Here is a 21,940-nt window from a genome sequence, read left to right as displayed (position 1 = left end):
ATTTCTTAGTTTAGTACTTTTACTTTTACATTCTTACGTCCCCATTCGTAGGCACGTGATTTATTCGGAATGAATACGTCGATTTTATTCCCTTTGATTGCCCCGCCAGTATCTCCAGCGATAGCATATCCGTACCCTTCAACGTGGACTTTAGTTCCTAATTCTATAACTCGTGGATCTACTGCAATGACTTTCAAGTCAGGATTTTTACGTAAGTTCAAACCTGTTCTTGTAATACCTGAACAACCATTACAATGTGCTGTATACGCTGTTGCACTTACCATAAGTTCTTTAGAGACATTCGCTCCATTTGAACGTGAAGGCGTGTTTTGTTTCTTCGGAGTACTAGCCGCCACTTTAGAAGACTTTACTAAACGTAATTTTTGTTTTGGATAAATAACTGTCGATTTTAAGTTATTCCATTGTTTAATATTTGAGACAGACACTTTATGTTGTTGTGAGATTTTATATAGTGTGTCACCTTTTTTAACTGTATGAACTGATGCTGCAGCAGACGTTTCGTTCATTCCGCTTGTGAATAGTGTGATGAACATGGCTACTGTCAATGCAAATACTAATTTCTTCAATATGCCACCCCTAACGATTTAATAGCTTTAGCTTACCAAGACTATATTACAAAAAGATTACAATCGTGAAACAATGCCGTGACATCGGTACGTCTTATATTACAAATGGCAGGTTTCTAGTCAGATTTGTATGACAAATTAAGTCTTAAGTCCCACAAATTACATTGCATTTGGGTAGCTCCATACATTTTCAAGTGTTAATTGGATAAAACAGGGTAGTAATAAAACAGCCTAAAACATTTTCTATAAGACTAGAACAAAGTATATTCATAAATTAAGAGCCAACTGGCAAAGACTTTCTGTTGTAAATCGAAAGAAGTCACTACGGAGGCTTTTTTATTGGCCAAAATGACTTTAAATTATGTCTTATGGTTTCTTTCCCCCTATATGAGGGAATGATTGAATGACCGTAACTATTTATAAACAAGAGAGGTGCGTTACATGCCAGTGACACGGAATCAAGACGATGTTTCACGTGCAATTATACAATTGATTAAAGATGGTAATCTGGAATCCTTAAAAAAAGCAATTGGAGAACTAGAACCTGCTGAAGTCGCAAATCAATATAAACGATTGCCGCTAAAACGACATACTACATTTTTGGAAGTATTAGATAAAGAAACATTAGTACACATGCTAGGATTTCTTTCGAAAAATGAACAATTACGAGCATTAGATTTAGTAGGACCAGTCCGTTCCACCGAACTACTAGAAGAAATGAAAGGTGAAGACCTATCTTATCTTTTGACCGACCTTTCAGATAAACAAGTGGAGAAACTCATAGCAGATTTGCGACACGAAGAAAAAAGAAATATTCGACAACGACGAAAGTATCCAAAAGATTCTGCCGGACGTATTATGACGACGCGTTATGTATGGATTCATCAGTCATACTCCGTGGAGAAAACGATTGAAAAGCTCAAGCATTATGAATCATTTGCTCATTACTTAAATTACGTCTATATCATTAATGATGAAAAGCAATTAATCGGTGTACTTTCTTACCGCGATTTATTACTCGCGCAGGCAGATAGTAATGTAACGGAAATCATGGAAACTGGTCTCGCCAAAGTATTCGATACAACGGATCAAGGCGATGTAGCCAAAATGATTGGACGATTTGATTTCGTCTCGCTACCCGTTGTCAACGAAGAGAATGTCTTAGTAGGAATTATTCGCACTGATGAAGTACTCGATTTAGTTGTTAGAGAGGCAAATAAAGATATTGAAATGCTATTTGCTTCCGGTAAGTCTATTGACTTCAATACTAAACCTCTCGTAGCAGCCTATCGTAGACTTCCTTGGCTAATTCTTTTACTATTTATCGGGCTCGTTTCAGGCAGTATCATTTCCAAATTTGAAGCAACGTTGGAAGCCGTTGTCGCCCTCGCTTTCTTCATGCCGATGATTGCCGGCATGACCGGTAATACAGGAACTCAATCTTTGGCCGTCGTTGTGCGTGGACTAGTATCTGAAGACTTAGATATGAAAAAGTCCTTGCATTTAGTCTTTCGTGAATTAATTGTCGGCGTTATACTAGGTGTCGTTTGTGGTGCCGCTATCGCAGTGATTGCTTATGTATGGCAAGGCAGTTTTACACTTGGATTAGTTGTAGGTTCGTCTTTGGTCGCTACACTGATCATCGGTACAATTGCGGGAACAATTATTCCTTTAATTCTTAACAAATTTAAAGTGGATCCAGCAGTAGCTTCTGGCCCTTTAATTACGACGATCAATGACATTCTGTCGTTACTGATTTATTTCGGAATAGCTACCATGTTCATTTCAAAATTAATGTGATTGAATATTCTGATTTATATGTATAAAATCTAAATATTCAGCATACTATAGTGTATTGAAAGGTTAGTGTAAGGTTGATGTAATTTATCTCAATTTGATGCCAAACACTACAGAAATATGACATTCTTCACAGTTTGATGATTTGCGTTTATTGAGCTTTTGTTAGGTTATACTACTAGTAACAGCAATTGCACAAACGGATTTGGGTTGAAGTTTGGTGCAGCTGGGTTTGTGATAGTGAAGAAGTAAAGTCGAATTGTCTGTACCGCTTCGTCGAAGAGCGAGTACATAACGAAAAACTCCGCGGCCATGGGTTGACCGCGGAGTTTTTTTCATTTTATGCTCTTGTTAGTAAAGCGGGTTTTCTGTTTTTCATAGGATTTGTCTGTTCGATTGCATAACCGACATCCAGCAATAAGTCTTCCGAAAAGGCAGGTCCAATAATTTGTACACCTACAGGAAGGTCTCCCTTGAAGCCACCCGGCACTGACAATGCAGGATTACCTGTTAAGTTACTAGGTCCCGTAAAGCGTATAATATTGTCAATTAAGTCCACTTGCTTGCCATTTAAGTCCACTGTATCTTCACCGATTTTACTGGCCACTACAGGCAGTGTAGGTGCAATCAATACATCGACCTTCTGGAATACTTCATGGAATTCTTGCTTCAACTGACGACGTACTTGCTGTGCTTGAAGATAATCGACAGCCGATGGCAGTTCTCCTAGCTCGAATAGCATGCGGATATCATCACCGAAATCTTGCGGTCGCTTCAGCATATCTTCGTGATGAATAGTTGACGCTTCTGAAAGTGACGTGACCAGCTCTGCCCACTCTGCATATTTAAGTGTTGGAATCTTAACCACTTCTACTCTCGCACCTTGATCGGTCAGCGCTTTAATCGTTCCACGCACCACTTGATCTACATCGTTGTCTACTTCATTGAAGAAGTATTCCTCATTAACGCCAATAACCAAACCATTGACATCGCCCTTTATTCTCTCCAAATGTTGGCCTACAGGAGTATCGACTGAAGTTGGATCTTTTGCATCGTATCCTGAAATAATATCCATCATTCCCGCTGCGTCTTTAATCGTCTTAGTCATCGGTCCGATATGATCGAGCGACCATGCCAATGGATAGCATCCGTATTTACTGACTCGCCCATGTGTCGGCTTCAATCCGACGATGCCGCAAATTGATGACGGAATTCGGATAGAGCCAGCCGTATCGGTACCTAATGACGCGACACTGGAACCGACCGCAACAGCAGCTCCCGAACCACCACTCGAACCGCCAGGAATTTTATCGGTATCCCAAGGATTTCTGACTGGTCCGTAATGAGGATTATTGTTCGTAATTCCCCAAGCATATTCGTGCATGCTTAGTTTACCGGTAAAGATCACACCCGCGTCTCGTAACTTACTGACTACAGTCGCATCGTCTTCCGGAATGAAATCCTTATGAATTTTAGAAGACATGGTCGTCACTTTACCTTTAAAATATAAATTATCTTTCAAGGCCATCGGAATTCCGTGATACATGCCTCGATAGTTTCCATTTTTGATCTCTTTCTCTGCTTCACGCGCCGCGTGTTCTGCTTCTTCCCGGTAGATTGTCATATAGGCATTAATTGTATCCTGCGTTTCTTCCGCATGATCAAGCACTGCTTTCGTTAGCTCAACTGGTGAAAGTGATCCACTTTCTAAAAGCGGTGCCAATTCCTCGACTGATTTCTGAATCAAATCTTTAGCCAATATGATCACCTCCGGGAATATTTCGAAGCCCGATATCCGCGTCCTCGATTTTTACACTCTCTAGCGTACCTCTTAACTTTTTCATCCCATTCCAGCGACTTTCTAGGATTTCCAAATGTTCTGGCTTAGCTTGAATCCCTTTGCTTTCCAATAGTTGCTGCACCGACAAAGACAATGCATTCACTCCTTCAGTTTGTATTTATCTTCATAGGGTTCCCCTAGTGAGATCAAAACGAAAAAAAGGCTACTTTTCCTATACAACTCGGTCGCTAAGTTCATATGAACGTCTCTAGATTACCAGTCATCTAGATAATAATCAAATAATTTTAAATAGAACGATAATTACACAATATTCGACTTTATTCGATTCACCATATAGGATGTTCTGAAATTATGTGAAAGACCGTTTATATTCGGTAAAAAAGGGAATTTGTGAAGTAGGAGGTGATGTCGTATGCCATGGAGTAAAAATGATTATCCTGCTTCTCTGAAGAATCTGGATCCGACAGTACGTAATAAAGCAATCGAAATAGCGAACGCTTTACTACGTGAAAACTATTCCGACGAGCGCGCGATTTCTATTGCAACTGCTCAAGCACACGAGTATGTACAAGGCAAAAGTGAAGGTCGTCCTCACTATGAAGTGAAACCACGCGAGAATGAATGGATTTTTAGTAAGACCGGAAGTGATCATGTACTGTTTAAGGAAGATACCAAGTCCGTATTACTTGAAAAAGCAAAAAAATATGTGAACGAACATGAAGGTATTTTAAAGGTCTTTCATGCTGACGGATCACACGATAAAACGTTATACGAATAAAATCAGTGCCTTTTCTTAAAAGGCACTGATTTTATTCATCTTCATTCTGTTTAGGAGGATACGTCACTTCTCCATTGGCTGACACAACGGGTTCAGCTCCCCACTTGCCTACTTCATGATCTTCAATCAATGTTTTTTCCTTAGGTCCATCTATAATATGTTTTACGTTAATGCCATGTGTGGCGAGCCAATTACTAATCAACAAGCGATGGCATCTTGCTGGGTGACGTTCGGAACAGCATATCGCAATGCGTTGGCCTGAGGCTTCCTTCATCAATTCCTCTATACCTTTTTCGAATTCAGGTGTTAATGTGTAATCCGCATAGTTGTGGAAGGACTGATTATTCCATCCTTCGTTGACTTCATTGTCGATAGTTTTAGATTTCCTTCTACGTCCACCTAATTTTCCACAATGTCTATAAGCAATACCATGTGCCGGTAACCATTCAGTCATTCGATCTTCATGAAAATGCGGAAATTTACGACTCCCAGGAAATGCACGTACATCGACCAATTTCTCGATACTTGCATCATCCAATAATGTCAAAAACTCTTCTTTTGTATGTGTGGAATGTCCAACAGTGTAGATTTCCAATATACTCACTCCCTTTATAGCTATTATTCCCTAAGTTTCATATAGATAACCTATCATTTATTCTGATTTGTCTTGCCCAGTAGTGCATTAAACACTCTTGTCGTTAGGTATTCTACTAGCTTTGATTGAAGAAGCCTTTTCCTTCCCCTATAGCCCTCCCCTACTATTTACATAACCATTACTATTTAATTTTGCGCACCACATGGTATTCTATAGTTACAAACATCTGTATCGGGGGTTTATCATGATTCGTATCCGTAGAGAAGATTTATCCATCCATCGAAAGAAAAACAAACCCTTTGTCAATCTCCACTTGAAAATGATTGGCTTAATTGGCGCGCTCTCTGTCACGATTATTCTGTTCATTGGTGGATTTATGAGTTACTTCGTCACGGATACATTAGAAGCCCAAATTGGAGAAAGGGCTCTCAGTGTAGCAAAAAGTGTAGCTGTGATACCTGAAATTTCCCAGGCTTTCGAATCGAATAATCCTTCTGCCATCATTCAGCCGATCGTGCAGAAAATCCAAGCTCAGACCGATGCAGAGTTTATCGTTGTAGGCAATCAACAAGAAATCCGTTATGCACACCCGAGTCCTGATCGGATTGGTAAAAAAATGATTGGCGAAGATAATGAACGTGCGTTGCATAATGGAGAATCCTATACTTCTATATCAACCGGTTCATTAGGAAGCTCACTGCGTGCAAAGGCTCCAGTCTATTTAAACGGTGAAATTGTCGGTGTCGTTTCGGTCGGTTTCTTGGTAGATTCTATTGATTCAATCATCTGGGAGTATAGCCTAGAAATTTGGCTCGTCCTTCTAGGCATTTGCACAGCTGCTATCATCGGAGCTGTATTCATTGCGAACTATATCAAGAACGTCTTATTCGGATTAGAACCGGAAGAAATCTCGCATTTACTGTTTCAAAAAGAAACGATTTTGCATTCTATCCATGAAGGCATTATCGCTATCAATACAGATGGCCATATTACGATGGTCAACTCTGCTGCATTGAAATTATTGACAGGTGGCGAGCAGCAAGCAGACGATTGGATTGGTACACCTATACATGAATGCTTCCCGAATTCAGACTTACCGTATGTGCTAGAGCATGGCGAATCAGTTTTTGATCAGGAAAGACTTCTTAGTAACCATATCGTCTATGTAAACAGTGTGCCGATTTTCTACGAACATGAATTGCTCGGTGCAGTCGCTACTTTCCGGAATAAAACCGAGATTGAGAATTCGACTAAAAAATTAGCACATATCCAACAATATGCCAATGCCTTACGTTCACAAACACATGAATTCGCAAATAAACTGTATACAATTATGGGACTAACTCAACTGAATAAAAAAGATGAAGTGCTCGACTTTATCCAAGAAGAAACAAGTATCCAGCAACACTGGACAGACGCACTACTTGATACTATAGATGATCCCTATATTAGCGGATTGCTTGTCGGAAAGCTGAATCAAGCGAGTGAGTTGCAAATTAATGTATCCGTCCAGCCTGACAGTCAATTACATTCCACACTTTCCGATGTAAACCGCCAAGCATTGCTGACGGCTATTGGAAATTTGCTTGATAATGCATTTGATGCTGTATATGATGAACGCGCCATTTCCCGGGACATATCGATTTCTTTTACTGATATCGGACAAAATCTGCTGTTTGAAATCGATGATGCAGGTCCAGGAATTGATGAAGCTTCGCTTGATAAAGTCTTATCCCATGGTTTCTCGACAAAAGATGGAGCTGGAAGAGGTTTTGGCTTGGCTTTAACAAAGAATGCCATTGCCACAGCGAATGGCCAGCTGTCCATTGAACCGAGTGAACTGGGCGGTACATATTTTGTCGTTTCATTACCAAAAGATTACTAAAGGAGGGATCCCCGTGATCAGTACTATACAAGTACTAATTGTAGAAGATGATTTCCGAGTCGCAAAGATTAATCGCCAACTAATCGAACAGATCACCGGCTATGAAGTCGTGACAGAAACGCGAACTGCCGCTGAGACTATCGATTTTTTGCAACAGGCAAAGGCGCTACCCAATCTGGTTTTATTGGATGTGTACATACCCGACAGTCCGGGACTCGATTTATTTTGGCATCTACGAAGAGAATTCCCCACAATCGATATTATGCTGCTAACAGCTGCTAAAGAGACTAATATAATAGAGGAAGCACTCCATGGAGGCGTGTTAGATTATTTAATCAAACCTGTCGAGCCAGTGCGGTTTGCGGAAGCATTTAGACGGTACCGTTCAAGGAAAATATTGCTGTCATCTAAAAGTGAACTTTCCCAAGAAGATCTCGACCGTGTATTATTTGGCTCTGAGATGCAGCGGGATTCTACTTCTGACGCATTGCCAAAAGGTATCGATCGCCTGACGCTTGAAGTGATAGAAAATGTTTTGCTGCAAAGTCCTGCGGAAGGAATAACTGCTGTTCAAGTAGGTAAAGCAGCCGGTGTTAGCCGTTCTACTGCACGTCGATATCTAGAATACCTTGTATTGATTGAAGTAGTAGGAGCACAGCTGCATTATGGAGATGTCGGCAGACCTGAACGGACTTATAAAAAAATCTAAATACGCAACCGTGAACAAAATGAACAAAACACATAATATGAATTATATCGTTCTTATGTAAACAAGCTTTTTAGCGGCTTTTCGACATGGTACATTATGGACAGCTTAAGTGGAATTATTCAGACACTTCTATTTGTATCCGCTTACAGACTCTTACATCATTTTATCCATTGGAGGGAAATCGCTATGTTAAGTATTATTGGAATACTGACGATCTTTATTATCGTCGCATTATTAATTAGTGGCCGGATCACACCGATTGTTGGGTTGGTCATTGTTCCGATCTTCGGTGCATTTTTCGCCGGATTCAACTTCAAGGAAGTCGGAGAATTTTTCAACAGCGGAATTGAGTCTGTTATTAGCGTTGTGATTATGTTCATCTTTGCGATTTTATTCTTTGGTGTTATGCAAGATGCCGGCGTATTCAACCCGCTAATTAATACGATGATTAAAATTTCACGAGGAAATGTAATTGCTGTTGCTATGGCGACGGTGGTAATCGCTGCTGTCGCACAGTTAGACGGCTCTGGCGCCTCTACATTCCTAATTACGATCCCTGCGCTTTTACCGCTTTACAAAAGGTTGAAAATGAATCCTTATTTACTGCTACTACTTGTCGGTACCTCAGCAAGTATCGTCAACATGGTTCCATGGGGCGGCCCGCTTGGACGGGCAGCAGCTGTACTCGGTGTCGATGTTACGGAATTATGGCGACCACTTATTAAAATTCAAGTCATCGGTCTCCTACTATTAATTGCCGTTGCGTTCATTCTCGGATTACGTGAAAAGCGAGTTATTGCTAAGAAAGTAGCTAGTGGGGATTTTGATGACAAATTGGATGAACTAGGAGAAGTGGAAGAGCAAAATGTAGAATCAGAAGGCACTTCCCTCCTCCGTCCAAACATGTTATGGATTAACGTGATTATTGCCGTAACTGTCATCGGCTTACTCGTTTGGGGAAAAGTACCTGCAGGCTTTATCTTCATGGTCGGATTCAGTATCGCACTTCCATTAAATTATCGCTCTGTGAATGAACAGATGGACCGTATTAAAGCGCACGCACCGAATGCTCTACTCATGGCGGCGATCATCCTAGCAGCCGGTTCGTTCCTCGGTATTTTGAATGGGACCAATATGTTAGATTCAATAGCGACCGATCTAGTGAAAGTATTGCCGGCAATCATCGTACCGTATTTGCACATCATCATCGGCCTATTCGGTGTTCCGTTCGATCTATTGTTAAGTACGGACGCGTATTACTTCGCATTACTACCGATTGTAGAGCAAGTCGTTTCCGGTTTCGGTGTTCCATCCGTTTCCATCGCCTATGCACTAATCGTTGGAAACATTATCGGAACATTCGTTAGCCCCTTCTCGCCTGCACTTTGGCTAGCATTGGGACTTGCGGGATTAGAAATGGGTAAGCATATCCGCTACTCATTCGTTATTATGTGGGGATTCAGTATCGTCTTATTCCTTATTACAATGGCAATGGGCGTTATTACGTTTTAAAATCTCTATTCTTTCCATAACGATAGTAGCACATCATGAATAAAAAAATAGGCTGTCGCGGAACGTCATGTAAATGATCTCCTCGGCAGCCTATTCCTATTCATACATACTATAAGCAACTAAAAACCTTTTGTACCTGTTGTTTAACGTTCTATTTCTAATATATGTTCATTGGGGTTCGACGTACCTGCCAATTCATCACGTATTAAGTACGCCCCCAACATACTGTAGACCGTTCCATTCCCGCCAAGACCAATCAAATAATAAATATTCTGTTCAAATGGATGACGGCCTATAACTGGTAACTCATCCGTCGACTCTCCAAACAACGCTGTCCACTCATACTCGAAATTGAACTCTTGATTAGGAAACAGCTCTTGCAATTGCTGTTGTAATTGCTTAAATTTCGTATCGATTTCTTCTTGTGAGCTCGGTAACGTATCCATATTTTGATCCAAGCCACCCGCCACAATGCGATGATCATCCGTCAATCGCATATATAAATAAGGACGTTTGGTTTCCCAAATCATCATTCGATTGTGCCAGAATGATAAATCTTCTAGTGGCTGTGTTGCGATTGCATATGTAACTTTTACGTCTTTTTGGGGAATCTTCATACCTAGAGTCGGTGCATAACCAGTAGTGACCACAACGGATTTTGCCTGGAATTCTCCGTTCGTCGTTTTAATGAATACACGTTCTTCTGTATTTTGAACCCCGAGTACTTCGGTATGTTCAAATATATCCATGCCCTTTTCATATGCATACTGTATTGCGCCCATACACAAACGCAAAGGATTCACTTCTGCATCCCCTGCCGTCACGATAGCGGCAGGTTGTGAAAACGGAAAGTGCGTTTTAATATCTTCAGACTCCCAAAACTCGACCGGAAAATCATATTTTTGCAACACAGCAAACTCTTTACGCAATCTCACTACATCTTCTTCCGTGCTGGCATAATACAAACTTTCGCGTGTGTGGAACTGGACATCAAATGGTGCATGTTCCGCAACGTCTTGCAAATGGATCATTGCTTCTTTACACGCTCGATAAAATTCCACAGCTTTCTCTTCGCCAATTTGCTCCATTAATTCATGCAGCATAATATCATTGGAGAACTGCAGTAAACCAGTATTTGCAGCAGTACTCCCCCCACCTACTTCTTCTTGTTCAATCAACGCGATCGAATACCCTTCATTCGCTAATACATATGAAGTCAGCGCACCCGACATTCCGCCGCCTACTATTGCTACATCATATAAATCTTGACGTTTCACTTCTGCAAATCCTTCTCTTGTAAAAGTCGACTCCCAATATAATGACCCCGTATGTAACTTCATGAGTAGCAATCCCCTTTTATATTTTATTTACCCTGTAAGACTGCTCCTATAAACATAGACAAAAAAGGTGCTCAATTAGTAGCTGAGCACCTTTCCTTTATCCTCTAAACGGCCACCAAACACCACGTCCGAACGAAATCGTAATGGCTGGAATTAACAATGGCAAAATAATTAAACCATAGAGCAGTAATCCCGAAATAACGATCGTTGCGATCTGCATGAGGCTCAATACGCCTGAAGGCATCATAGCACCAAATGTTCCTGCCAAAATGACTGCTGCCGTAATAATAACAGTACCCATCTTCGCCATAGAATACATCAATGCTTCCCTGACCTTCATACCGCCAATACTCTCTTCGCGGAAACGATCGAGTAAGAAGATGGAGTAATCCACGCCAAGCGCAATCAACATGATAAATCCGAAGAATGGAACAGCCCAACTGATTCCGTCATAACCAAGACCATTGACGAAGATCAATTCCGTAATAGATATCGCCGTGTAATATGTCAGCAATAATGAACCGATCATATACAATGGCATAATAGCTGAACGGAATAAGACGAAGAGAATGATGAATAACCCGATTAACATAACGGTTACTGTACGTGTAAAGTCAGCCGATGAAATATCATTCAAGTCCGAGTTCATGCTTGAAATCCCGCTGAAGGCTAAATCTGCATCTTCAAATGGTGTACCGATGACCGAGCGCTTCACAGTATCTTTAATATCTTTCACCGTTGAAATGGCTTCACGTGAATAAGGATTTTCCTTCAAGATCACTTCCATCAAAATTCCTTTTTCGTCATCGAATGTGTAGCGGTCAATGACCGGTGCAAACTCCTCACTATCAAGCGTCCCTTTAGGAATAAATAAACCCGTGTCGCGCACACTTTTCGTATCCGCCATATCGCCAAGCATATCCGCAATGTCTTGAAGACCTGTCGTCACTTCAGCCAAACCGTCTTTGGAAGCTTTGACACCGCTACCTAGCTGCTTCAAACCACTTTTTAATTGGCCAATTTGCGAACCACTTTGGTTGATCTGAGAACCGGCTCCTGCAATGCCTTTACTGACTTTTTCTAATTCTTTACCTAGTGCATCCAACCCTCCAGCTGCTTGTGCGGCAGGAAGACCTTGTTGGAGGCCGCCAGAAATTTGCGCTAGCTGACCATTGATCTGCTCAATACCATTTGCAGCTTGGATTAAGCCGCTGCCCGTTCCGCCAGAAGGCAATTGATTAGCTGCGTCGCGTAAATTATACTGCACTGTCGCCAAACCTAAACGAATTTCCTGTATGCCATCATTCGCTTGTTTTAAACCGTCTGCCATCAAACCGATTTGATGGTCTACATATAAGTCTTCCAATAATTCACCAGTCGGTCGTGTAACGGTACGAACACTTTTGACACCTTCCACTTTCTCTAAGTCTCGGGCAATCGCTTCTAAATAGGTGATTTCCCCTTCTTTCACGATTGGAGAATCGTTCTTTAACAATACTTGTACAGGCAGTGAATCCCCTTCACCAAAAGCACCCGAAATAAGATGTAATCCCTTGACAGACTCTTTACTACCATCAATTTCATCTACTGTATTGAATGATAGATCATTGTCATACGTCAATAATAGCGGAATAGTGATGATGGCTACGATGACCATGGATAGTAGTGGGCGCATAACGGATAATTTACTGAATGCAATCCACAATTTACTATCCTTATGCGAAGCCGCGCCTTTTGCAGGCCAGAATAATTTATCTTTCAAAATGGACATCAACAGCGGCACGACAGTGAATAGAACGAACATCAATACCGCAATCCCTACCGCTACTGCGACTGCGGATTTAAATATCGGGAAGTCCGCAAATCCGATTGCCGCGAAACCGATAAACACCGCAAGTGCACTGATGAATAGTGTGCGTCCAGCTGTTCTATACGTGTTGATAATTGCTTCTTCCACTTCATGTCCAGCTAGTAATTCTTCTTTATACCGACTTAATAACAGAATACAATAATCTGTTCCAAGACCGAATAAAATCGCGACTAGAAATATTTGGGTATAGTTCGAAACCGGGAACCCAAACCAGTCGATGAAGAACGCTACAAATGACTGACTTAATAAGTAAGCGATTCCTACTGCGACTAACGGAACGAATGGTGTGATAATCGAGCGAAACACAATGAGTAATAAAGCAAAAATCAACACCACCGTAATAATCTCTGTCTTTTTTAATCCTTCTTGCGCACTTTCATTTACGTCATTATTGATAATTACTTCGCCTGTCATATACACTTTGTCTTCTGTAGATACGATATCTTTTTTTATTTTTTTAGCCAATTGAATAATTTCATCATCTGTACCGTCTACCACTATGGGGAGCAATACAGTTTTTTGATCTTTAGAAACGAGCTGATCTTTCATTTCTTCACTTTCAAACGGATCTAGAACATCCGTTACAATGTTACTGGCATCCCGAATTTCTTTGGCAGTTGCGGAAATTTCCTGTTTTTTTACTTTGTCTGCCGGTTTTTCAAGATCATAGACGAGCGAAATGGTTTCATCCGCTTGTCCCGCATCTTCAAGCATTTTTGCAGCCTTCTGAGAATCTGCTGAATCTAGCAATTGGAAAGAGCCTGCTTTTTCCGCCTGCTTTGCCAAGTCAGGTGCTAGTATAAATAAAACAGCAGTCAGTATCACGATACCGATCGCAATAGGCCATTTGAATTTTAAAATCGTTTTCACGCCTTATCTCTCCTTTGTGACTAAAATTGATTTCAGCTTACGGAATGTCTTGATGAATTGTTCAAGCTCCTGTTCATCGATTTGATCTTTCAACAAGTTTTCGACGCTTTCATTTATTGCAGCATTTGAAAGCGACAGTACTTCATGACCTTTTTCGGTTAGTGATATTCGATTCATCCGCTGATCGTTCACGTCTTTTTCAGACTGTACAAGATCTTTTTCGACTAGTTTTTTGAGACGACTCGAAATAGCACTTTTATGTACGCCTTGAATCTCCGCCAGTTGTCCACTGGATAGCTGACCGTAAGCAGATAGTATTTTCAGTACGTGAATTTGTTCTGGTGAGTAATCTTTCCATATTGGAACGTCCAAGTTTTTCACGACATGTTCTGTACCGTAGATCATGACTTCTTCAAATAGTTCTACTGCTTCTTGAAGCTGATTTTTCAAAGTAGTCCACCCCCTAAACCAATAATGAATAGTTTAGGGGGTGGACTAAATAAAGTCAACTAGTTTAGACGTCTTTTATGTAATTTTTATTGATTGCTAGTTATGGAAAGAATTCACTACGAAAAAGTCAGCCTACGAGATAGTTACTCGTAGACTGACTTTTTATCAGTATAGTGTATTAAATAATGAAATAGGCGATGACGGATAAGAGGATGGATGTGACTGTCATAGCGGCAAGTGGACGCATCGCGCGGTCTTTTACATCTCGTAGACTAACGTTTAGGCCAAGTCCAACCATGGCTGCTGTTAGTAACCATGTGGTCAGTGTAAAGACGCCTTCCATTACGTGATCTGAGACAGGAATGGAGTGACCAAACACATAGCTTCCTAAAATACTTAGAATGATAAAGCCGACGAGGAACCATGGAAATTCAATTTTAGTACCCGTTTCATCTGTATGCTTACGTTTCATGATAGCAATGAAGATGAAGCATAGTGGCACCAAGAGGAATACTCGACCAAGTTTAGCCAATAAGGCAATCGCTAAGCCATCTTCTCCTGCCGGTGCACCCGCTAAAGCTACATGCGCAACTTCATGTAGACTGATTCCTGCCCACATTCCGTACTCGATTGAATCGAGTGGAAGAATGGTTCGTAAAATCGTGTAACCAATCGCAAACACTGTACCCATTAAGGCAATGATTCCTACACCTATTGCCGTGTCCTCATCTTTTGCTTTAATAATCGGTGCCACTGCTGCAATGGCTGCTGCACCGCAGACTCCTGTCCCGACACCTAAAAGCAACGAGATGTTTTTATCTGCTTTAAATATTTTGGCGAGCCAAATGGTCATGAATATCGCGAAAATGATGACACCTACATCTCGAGCAAGTAAGCCGAGCCCGTCGCTTAAGACGGTATCTATATTTAATTTCAAACCGTATAAAATAATCGCAGTGCGAAGTAAATGCTTGGACGAGAAAGCAATTCCACTTCGAATCATTTCAGGATAGCCAAAAAAATGACGGTATGCCACCGCGATTATGATTGCGCATGCCATTTGTCCAATATGATCGAAACCTGGTACTTTTGCTAATACATACCCTATAAATGCAATAAAAAATGTAAAAGCTATTCCACCGGTCCATGTTTTCCATTTAGATGGATGTTGTAGTGCATGCTGTTCTGGAGTCATATTCGAACAAATCATGATGACACCCCCTAGTACTAGTATAGAAAACAGCTGGCTATAAGAGAAATAACTATTTATAATAGCTATGATAAGTAAATCCATATACATGGAAAGGAGTTGCCTCGTCATCGATCAACAACTGCAAGTATTCATTGAGGTAGCCGAGCAAAAGAACTTCTCTAGAGCAGCAGAAGAACTGCATATGACACAACCTGCTGTCAGTCAGTATATTCGTTCTTTCGAAGAATCCATTGGTGTACGATTGCTCGAGCGAACGAATAAATACGTACGACTCAACCAAGCTGGAGAAATTGTCTATCATCACGCAAAAGAAATCGCGGGCTTGTATTCAAAAATGCAAAACTTAGTAGATGACTTGGGCAATAAAGCTAGCGGTCCTCTCACTATTGGGGCCAGTTATACTTTCGGCGAATACGTCTTGCCTCATATTCTGTCTAAACTTGTCACAGACTACCCGGCGATTGAACCACAAGTCACAATTGGAAATACAGCAGACATCGCGGAGTTAGTCATTACTCACCAACTCGACATCGGCTTGATCGAAGGACATTTCAAGGAAGCCGCACCGCTTCAAAATGAAGATTTTGCAGAAGACGAAATGTACATCGTCACGCCTAGCAATCATCCACTAACTCAGAAAAAAGGACGACAGTCGATCACTGCACTAGAAGATGAAATCTGGCTATTACGCGAAGAAGGTTCAGGTACACGGGAGGCGGCAGAATTATTCTTTTCCCAGTCAGGATTTTATCCAAAACGCATTATGCAATTCAGTAGCACGCAACCGATTAAAGAATCCGTCGAAGCGGGACTTGGCGTAAGCTTGCTATCACAGTGGGCGATACAAAAGGAATTGCGCTATGGTAATTTGAAGACGCTATCGGTGAAAGGAACGCCATTCAAGCGGCATTTCTCTATCGTGACGAACTCTCCGTTTCAAACGAAGGCGTTGCAAGTGTTTATTGAGTTGTTAAAGAATAGTGAAGAGTTGACGGTTTTGAATATCAGGACCACATCGTGATATCCTTTCTGAGTGAGGGGTTGGTGGATGGTTTACGTAAGTCACTGCATTTGCTCTCGCATTTTTATAGCAAAAAGAAATGCAGACACTTACATATCAGAAACTGTACTGCGTAAAACAGTCCCAAAAAGAGAATAAAGCTTTCAATTCAAAAAAGCAGAAGTGGACTATGCCACTTCTGCTGATTACACAAGTAAATTACGATAATTTGAATCGATCGACTACACTTCTCAATTCCCCAGCGATCTCATTCACTTGATTTGTAGATTCTGCTACTTGTTCCAATTCACTCTGTTGTGCGGCAGCTGACGCACTCACTTCTTCAGAAGATGCAGCCGTCTGCTCCGAAATGGCAGAGACGTTTTGGATGGCAAGAATGGCTTCATCTTTATATTCCATCATTTCGGCAAGTTTCTCGGATAACTCTGTGATGGATTGGCGAATTTGGTCAATGATGTCCGCGTTCTGTACGAATGATTCTTCCGTATCTGTAACGGACTGATTTTGACCGTCCATGGATTTCATGTTTAATTCAATGACGTCAACTGTCTGCTGTGATTCTGACAAGATTTCTTTCACGGTTTCTTGAATTACTTCAGTTTCTCTGCGGGACTGTTCCGCTAGCTGACGTACTTCATTCGCAACAACTGCAAATCCTTTACCACTATCACCCGCTCGAGCCGCTTCAATGCTTGCATTAAGCGCTAGAAGATTCGTGCTTGCAGTAATACCATGCAATGTTTCAATGACTTGATTAATAGATGATATTTTAGTAGTCAATGTTTGGATTTGAAGCTGTACTTTTTTATTCATTTCATTTGCTGTCGTGTTATGAACACGAAGACTTTTCACTTCCGACATGCCATTCTCAGCAGACTTAGAAGCGTCTGTAGACAACTGATTCATTGTCATGAACATTGTGTGGATATGATCCATACGGTCTGCTAAATCAGAAATTCGTTGGCTCGTTACTTCCGTATCTTCGGATTGTTTAGAAGCGCCTTGTGCAATTTCATCTGTCGCTACTGACACTTCTTGATTCGCGGCAACTAGCTCTTCGAAAGCATGCGTAACTTGCGAGGATGACGCACTCAACTGACTCGAAGACAGTTGCACGGTTTGTAACGCCGCATTCGTCTGACGCAACATATCGTTGTAAGCAAGTGTTACTAATCCTATCTCATCGTGACGGATTTTCTGTTCATCTACCATCATCGTCAAGTCACCTGCAGCAGCGGTTTGCATGGATTGCTGTAGGGTTTTCAACGGCCTCAACAGTCGATAAATGAAGATCGTGGATGCGCTTGACATCAGCAACATAATTACGATTGCCGATATAATTGTAATCCACAAAATAGCGGTGAATGTTTCCAAAATCTCAGATTTCGGTGTAACAGTTTGTACTGACCATTTCTCATCGATTCCTTTTAAGTTGATTGGAGAGAAGGCATTAAATGCTTGTTCACCTAGACTCTGAGAATCTACATACATACTTGCCAATTCACCTTGATCAATATGTACTTTAGCAGCATTCCAATCGATTGCATCTGCCATATTGCTATTGTTTAGTTCAGGCTTTAGACTGTTCGCCGTAATATATCCAGCGTCTGTAATAATAGAAGCATAGCCGCCTTTTGGTTGAATCGTCTTCACCATATCAGTCAAGAAATCTATGGATATATCTGTAGTTAACAAACCAAAATAATTTCCTGATGCATCTACCATCGGAACGGAAATAGTAGTCATGAGAATGATTTTGCCATTTGTTTCGTAGGAGTAAGGTTCTGTTAAAATCGCACGTGCTTCATTTTTCGGAACGGTATACCAACTATTTGCTGTAGAATCATCCATACCACTTAATGGTTCTACATCAGTAGTATTGTCTTGCTTAAAGACATAAGGAATAAATTGTTGATTTTCATCTAGCAAGTTCTTTGGTAGGACTTCTCCTTCCGCGAATGCGGACTGATTGATGACTGCTGCCATCCCAGTAGCATCCTCATTTTTCTTCAAATTGTTTTTAATGATCCGAATAATTTCCTCCGGTTTCATATCACCTGTCGCTTGTAATGTTTCCAATATGTGACTTGTTGTGCGTAACATTTCATTCGTTTCATTGAATTTCGCACTAAGAACAAGTGAATTTTTATTTGCACTTTCCAACGCAAATTCCTCAGCATCTTTAATGCTTTGCTTATGTAACATGAAACTAGTAACAACTGAGTATACCAAAAATAGTGATAAAAATAATACGATAATTAGTCTTGAGAGTTTCATCGCAATACTTGCAGACTTCTTCACTTCATATGCCCTCCTAGTAAATTTTGATCAGATCTTCATTATACCTTTAGTCCTTATCAAAAGTATACATTTTCATCTGAAAGTCATAGAAAAAAACCTTGTCGAGTAGACAAGGTTTAGGATTCGAGATAGTTAACGTCTTTCGATAGGCGTTAATAAATTAGTTAGTTCTTTCGGTCATTTGACGCCAAATGGAGCCTTTTGCCTCTTCGCCTTCTTCAATTCTAGCGATCGCCATACGGACTTGCAGTTTCACTTCAAATTCATTATCGTCTTCTGCTTCGTGCAGTGCGGGTAATGCTCGTTCTGTTCCGGATTCATAGAGGAACATAGCAGCACGCCAACGAACCAACTTGTTTTTATCTTGGAGTAAAGCGATAGCAGCTGATTCGAAACCAACATAGCCAAGGTCACTCATACAGTCTGCAGCTGTACGACGAACCGCCCAACTTTTATCTTCAAGTGCTTTTTCGATAAACGGGATGACGGTTTCATCCTCGATCATTCCAAGGTACACTGTAGCCAATCTTCGGATGGACATCTTCTCATCTTCAAGTGCTAGCGTAAGTACTGGATAATCCGAAACGTCTGGATCCGGCATTTGATCCAATAAGCGGAAGCGTGTTTCCCATTCTGGAACAGTAAATTCCGCCAATGTCACTTTCTTTCCACGAACTTTTGCATCTCCGTCAGCCTTTTCCGCTTTTTCCACAAGTTCATGCAAGCGTGTTTCAGGATACGCGGCTTCAAGTTCTTGTACAACTTGCTCGCCCACTTCCTGCAATTCTCCATAACGAATTCCGTAATCTACCCATTTCCGCAGTAAAATGTAATTTTCCACTTCAGAATGGTGAACAGTTTCCATTGCTTGGATGAAACGTTCACTTAAGCCAAACCGAGATTCCTCGTCACTGTTGAACACTTTCACTTGCAATGGAATCTCTTTATAGGTCTGTACATGAACGTAGACTTCACCGAAATGCTCGTCTATCTTCTGCTCTTCAGTTTGCTCAAGTGACTCGCTGTCTTCATTTAAAACCGATCGTACTTCAGCAAGGATGGATTCCCACGCAACATTCCCAATTCTCTCTACTGCCATAAAATCTAATACGTGATAGATTCCTTTAATTCCTTGTATAGCCAAAAGGGAACGAATCGGCTCAGGTGCATGTGCTTCGTCTTTTTTCTTATAGTTATGACTTATTCCATCAGGCAAAGGGGTATCTAAAATAATTTTCATAGAATTTGGACTCGGTGTCGGTTCAATCGATTTGATTTTCAAGAAAACTCTCCTCCAATATAATTAATCGGCTAATTCCTGTAAATAAGACCAGCGCTCGACCAGTTCTTCGTATTGTTGATTCAGCGTTACGAGTTCTTCATCTAGTTGGCGGAGCTGATCATAGTCTGAGCCCGTAGTCGTCATTTTTTGTTGTACCGCGGCTATTTTTTCTTCTATTCCTTCTATATCCGTTTCAATAGTTTCCCACTGACGTTTTTCCGCGTATGTCATTTTCTTTTTAGCTTCTTTAACTTCTGGAGCCGGTGCCGGAGCAACAACCGCAACTTTAGCTTGTGGCTTCTCGTCTTTTGTATTCTTTTCTTCAAGATAATCTGAATACAGACCAAGACGTACATCGATTTCGCCCGAACCATCTAGTATCCATAGCTTACGTGAGATTCGATCCAAGAAGAAACGGTCGTGGGAAATCGTCACGACTACTCCAGCGAACGTATCAATGAACGACTCCAAAACGGATAACGTTTCAAGATCCAAGTCATTCGTCGGCTCATCCAGCAGCAAAACGTTCGGCTGTTCCATTAATAATTTCAATAGATATAGACGTTTACGTTCCCCACCTGATAATTTTCCGATTGGCGTACCGTGTGCGGAGGAAGGAAATAAGAATCTCTCCAACATTTGTGTCGCGGACAATCGCTCACCATCTCCTGATTCAATGTCATTGGATGTCTCACGAATATACTCAATGATCCGCTGGTTTTCATTCATTGGTGGCAAATGTTGATGGAAATGAGCAATCTTTACGGTAGAGCCTATATCGACTTCACCAGTGTCCGGCATAGTCGTCCCATCCAACATTTGAAGAAGTGTCGTCTTCCCTACACCATTCGGTCCGATAATCGCGATACGTTCTTTCGCCTGTAGAATAGCAGAAAAACCGTTCAATATCACCTTATCGTCAAATCTTTTCGTAATATTGTTGATTTCCAACACTTTTTTCCCAAGACGTGTCGTTTGCAAATCCATTTCAAAGTCCAATGACTCATCAGTCCGCTTCACTTTCGCTTGAAGTTCATCAAAACGGTCAATACGCGCTTTCTGTTTCGTCGAACGTGCTTTAGCACCGCGGCGAATCCATTTCAATTCACTGCGGTAACGATTACGGTCTTTTTGATCCGAAGCAGCTGACATCTCTTCACGTAGTGCTTTTGACTCCAAATAATCTGCGTAATTTCCGGTATGCGAATAAAGTGTTTTATCCGCTAACTCGTAAATATGTGTAGCGACTTGATCCAAGAAGTACCGATCATGTGTAACAAATAATATGGCTCCTTGAACATTTTGTAGGAAGTCTTGCAACCACTGAATCGATGCGACATCTAGATGGTTCGTCGGCTCGTCCAACAACAATAAATCCGCTGGTTCGATTAATACTTTAGCGAGAGCCACACGCTTCAGTTGACCGCCTGATAGTTCGCCCATCTTCTTATCGAATGTCTCGATACCTAGCTTCATTAATATAGTACGTGCTAAGGCATTCAAATCCCAGCCGCCCGTTGAATCCATTTCATTTTGATAAAATGAATAACGTTCCTGATATTCCTCATTTAAAGGATCTTCGGTTAGTAGTTGCAATGCATGCTCGTAATGTAGATTTGTACGAATAACAGGTGCATCACTTTCGAATACCGCTTCCATCACGGTTAAGTCCGGATTGACAATCGGTTCTTGAGGCAAGTATGCCACACGGAACTTATTTGGATGATCCATTGTCACCGTATCCGCACTTCCCTGCCCTGAAATTATGGAAAGTAACGTAGATTTTCCCGTGCCGTTAATCCCGATCAAGCCAATCTTATCTCCACTTTTTAAATTAAATGCTACATCTTTAAAAAGTGTTTTTTCTCCAACTGTTTTAGTTAATTTTTCTACCACTAAATGACTCATCCTGGCACATCCTATTCTTAA

Annotated in this window: 18 protein-coding genes; 6 read left to right on the top strand and 12 right to left on the bottom strand. The window is 41.1% G+C overall.

Going from position 1 to position 21,940, the window contains the following annotated elements; all coding sequences use genetic code 11:
* Positions 1-5 precede the first annotated feature (5 nt).
* The gene (locus CSV60_RS14245; protein ID WP_099632201.1) at positions 6-587 is read right to left on the bottom strand and encodes a LysM peptidoglycan-binding and 3D domain-containing protein; all 582 of its coding nucleotides are present in this window, start codon (positions 585-587) and stop codon (positions 6-8) included.
* 441 nt (positions 588-1,028) lie between these two features.
* Here CSV60_RS14245 and mgtE point away from each other — a divergent pair, with 441 nt between their 5' ends.
* A complete protein-coding gene (gene mgtE, locus CSV60_RS14240; RefSeq protein WP_099632202.1) occupies positions 1,029-2,387 on the top strand; it encodes a magnesium transporter in 1,359 nt (452 codons plus the stop codon).
* Between the two features lie 167 nt (positions 2,388-2,554).
* Here the strand turns inward: mgtE and CSV60_RS16175 are convergent, their stop codons facing one another.
* Genes CSV60_RS16175 through CSV60_RS14230 form a run of 3 tightly spaced genes read right to left on the bottom strand, consistent with a single transcriptional unit; the run spans position 2,555 to position 4,327 of the window.
* Positions 2,555-2,677: a hypothetical protein gene (locus CSV60_RS16175; protein ID WP_255397340.1), complete on the bottom strand. Its 123-nt coding sequence runs from the start codon at positions 2,675-2,677 to the stop codon at positions 2,555-2,557.
* 47 nt (positions 2,678-2,724) lie between these two features.
* The gene (locus CSV60_RS14235) at positions 2,725-4,143 is read right to left on the bottom strand and encodes an amidase (protein WP_099632203.1); all 1,419 of its coding nucleotides are present in this window, start codon (positions 4,141-4,143) and stop codon (positions 2,725-2,727) included.
* On the bottom strand, positions 4,136-4,327 hold the full coding sequence (locus CSV60_RS14230; protein ID WP_233189640.1) for a hypothetical protein: 192 nt from the start codon (positions 4,325-4,327) through the stop codon (positions 4,136-4,138). Before CSV60_RS14230 ends, CSV60_RS14235 begins: the two co-directional genes overlap by 8 nt.
* 270 nt (positions 4,328-4,597) lie before the next feature.
* Between CSV60_RS14230 and CSV60_RS14225 the strand changes: the two genes are divergently transcribed.
* A complete protein-coding gene (locus tag CSV60_RS14225; RefSeq protein WP_099632205.1) occupies positions 4,598-4,963 on the top strand; it encodes a DUF2188 domain-containing protein in 366 nt (121 codons plus the stop codon).
* A 31-nt stretch (positions 4,964-4,994) separates the two neighbouring features.
* Here CSV60_RS14225 and CSV60_RS14220 read toward each other — a convergent pair whose 3' ends face one another.
* On the bottom strand, positions 4,995-5,567 hold the full coding sequence (locus CSV60_RS14220; RefSeq protein ID WP_369803186.1) for a DUF488 domain-containing protein: 573 nt from the start codon (positions 5,565-5,567) through the stop codon (positions 4,995-4,997).
* A 235-nt stretch (positions 5,568-5,802) separates the two neighbouring features.
* Between CSV60_RS14220 and CSV60_RS14215 the strand changes: the two genes are divergently transcribed.
* From CSV60_RS14215 to CSV60_RS14205, 3 genes are all read left to right on the top strand, one after another.
* Positions 5,803-7,443 (top strand): ATP-binding protein, encoded by a 1,641-nt coding sequence (locus tag CSV60_RS14215; RefSeq protein ID WP_099637443.1) that lies wholly within the window; start codon positions 5,803-5,805, stop codon positions 7,441-7,443.
* A gap of 13 nt (positions 7,444-7,456) precedes the next feature.
* Entirely contained in the window at positions 7,457-8,152 is a 696-nt protein-coding gene (locus CSV60_RS14210; RefSeq protein ID WP_099637442.1) for a response regulator, read from the top strand.
* A gap of 186 nt (positions 8,153-8,338) precedes the next feature.
* Entirely contained in the window at positions 8,339-9,664 is a 1,326-nt protein-coding gene (locus tag CSV60_RS14205; RefSeq protein WP_099637441.1) for a CitMHS family transporter, read from the top strand.
* Between the two features lie 143 nt (positions 9,665-9,807).
* On the opposite strand, the gene CSV60_RS14200 is transcribed toward CSV60_RS14205, so the two are convergent.
* The 4 genes from CSV60_RS14200 to CSV60_RS14185 form a co-directional block, all read right to left on the bottom strand.
* Positions 9,808-11,004: an NAD(P)/FAD-dependent oxidoreductase gene (locus CSV60_RS14200; protein WP_099637440.1), complete on the bottom strand. Its 1,197-nt coding sequence runs from the start codon at positions 11,002-11,004 to the stop codon at positions 9,808-9,810.
* A gap of 97 nt (positions 11,005-11,101) precedes the next feature.
* The gene (locus tag CSV60_RS14195; RefSeq protein ID WP_099637439.1) at positions 11,102-13,744 is read right to left on the bottom strand and encodes an MMPL family transporter; all 2,643 of its coding nucleotides are present in this window, start codon (positions 13,742-13,744) and stop codon (positions 11,102-11,104) included.
* A 3-nt stretch (positions 13,745-13,747) separates the two neighbouring features.
* Entirely contained in the window at positions 13,748-14,194 is a 447-nt protein-coding gene (locus tag CSV60_RS14190; protein WP_099637438.1) for a MarR family winged helix-turn-helix transcriptional regulator, read from the bottom strand.
* A gap of 178 nt (positions 14,195-14,372) precedes the next feature.
* Complete coding sequence (locus CSV60_RS14185) at positions 14,373-15,404, bottom strand: YeiH family protein (RefSeq protein WP_369823652.1); 1,032 nt, start codon at positions 15,402-15,404, stop codon at positions 14,373-14,375.
* A gap of 109 nt (positions 15,405-15,513) precedes the next feature.
* Here CSV60_RS14185 and CSV60_RS14180 point away from each other — a divergent pair, with 109 nt between their 5' ends.
* Positions 15,514-16,428 carry a LysR family transcriptional regulator gene (locus CSV60_RS14180; protein WP_099637445.1) on the top strand — a complete coding sequence of 305 codons (915 nt, stop codon included), beginning with the start codon at positions 15,514-15,516 and terminating at the stop codon, positions 16,426-16,428.
* A 198-nt stretch (positions 16,429-16,626) separates the two neighbouring features.
* Here the strand turns inward: CSV60_RS14180 and CSV60_RS14175 are convergent, their stop codons facing one another.
* From CSV60_RS14175 to CSV60_RS14165, 3 genes are all read right to left on the bottom strand, one after another.
* A complete protein-coding gene (locus CSV60_RS14175) occupies positions 16,627-18,729 on the bottom strand; it encodes a methyl-accepting chemotaxis protein (protein WP_099637437.1) in 2,103 nt (700 codons plus the stop codon).
* Positions 18,730-18,889: 160 nt separating this feature from the next.
* A complete protein-coding gene (locus CSV60_RS14170; protein WP_099637436.1) occupies positions 18,890-20,011 on the bottom strand; it encodes a virulence factor in 1,122 nt (373 codons plus the stop codon).
* A 21-nt stretch (positions 20,012-20,032) separates the two neighbouring features.
* The gene (locus CSV60_RS14165; protein WP_099637435.1) at positions 20,033-21,919 is read right to left on the bottom strand and encodes an ABC-F family ATP-binding cassette domain-containing protein; all 1,887 of its coding nucleotides are present in this window, start codon (positions 21,917-21,919) and stop codon (positions 20,033-20,035) included.
* Positions 21,920-21,940 lie beyond the last annotated feature (21 nt).

This window comes from Sporosarcina sp. P7 (genome assembly GCF_002743425.1).
GTDB lineage: Bacteria > Bacillota > Bacilli > Bacillales_A > Planococcaceae > Sporosarcina.
The sequence above is the reverse complement of the archived record's forward strand: the minus strand, read 5'-3'. Positions and strand labels throughout refer to the sequence as shown.